Origin of the sequence: Mesorhizobium sp. M7A.F.Ca.US.006.04.2.1 (assembly GCF_004022915.1) — a bacterium.
GTDB classification, from domain to species: Bacteria; Pseudomonadota; Alphaproteobacteria; order Rhizobiales; family Rhizobiaceae; genus Mesorhizobium; species Mesorhizobium ciceri.
In genome coordinates, this window is the sequence record NZ_RZQA01001348.1 from 1 (window position 1) to 1017 (window position 1017).

Genomic DNA, 1017 nt, shown 5'->3' on the forward strand with positions numbered 1-1017 from the left:
GATTGTAACCTGCGCGTATCCGCATCGTCGCTCCAAATGTTCTTGATTGAGGAGACGGCCAAACTCCGCTTTGACGAATCGGTTCCACCACATTCATTGGGCGAGGGTTCTGGTCTGATTATTCCCTGGTAACTTTCACCTCGACGTCCATGCCCAAAAAACTCGAAGCGCTTCCCGAGTAGCTGCCGGAAAGAGGGATCGCCTGTCGCGGGTGTCGAGCGACTGCCACCCTGATCAGTTCCCGATTACCGACAATGCCATTGGTCGGATCGAACTCGACCCAACCGGCTCCAGGCAAATAGACCTGGCACCAGGCGTGGGTCGATCCTCCACCTCGTACCTCCAACTTGTCTCGGGTTGGAACGTAGATATATCCGGTCACGAAACGCGCAGCGAAACCAAGCGATCGAACAGCTTCCATCATGAACAGTGCGAAGTCACGGCATGTGCCTCGCCGCAGATGTAGCGTGACAAGAGGCGGTTGTGTCCCGGGTTCCGTTCGACGGGAATACACAAAGCTTTCGTGGATGGCATAGCAGAGTGTCATCAACAGTGTGCCCGTCTCTGTCTTGCCACCGGCACTCAAGAATTGTCGTGCCCATTTTCCAATCTCGTCCCCTTCGTCGGGATGATGGCGCTCGATGGTCTGGGAAAGGTCGGTTGCTTCGTCAGATTCGTATGAAAACGGATAGCTGAGTGCTGCTTCGTCGATGCGAAAATCGGGCGCGTGCTGAGGCGTATGATCAAGCCGAATGGCTGTTTCGAAGTGCAGTGCTTTAGCTGCCCCCTTGAAATCGAGCACGGCAACGCAGTTTCCAAAAACGTCGTGGATCCAACGGAGCTCTTTCGGCTCGGGATCAATGACCATGGCGTGGTCTAGAAGTCTCTGGTCGAAGCTGTCGCGCGGCCTGAATATCAGCCGGTGTTCGCCAAACCTTACAGGTCGGCTGTAACGATAGACAGTCGAGTGCCTCACTGAAAAAATAGGCATGATGTCCTTGTGCCTTCTGCATACAC

General features: G+C 54.7%; 1 protein-coding gene. It reads right to left on the reverse strand.

Translation table 11 applies throughout. From position 1 onward, the window contains the following. Positions 1 to 118 precede the first annotated feature (118 nt). A complete protein-coding gene (locus EN925_RS37210; RefSeq protein ID WP_127366479.1) occupies positions 119 to 991 on the reverse strand; it encodes a transglutaminase family protein in 873 nt (290 codons plus the stop codon). Between the last annotated feature and the right edge of the window lie 26 nt (positions 992 to 1017).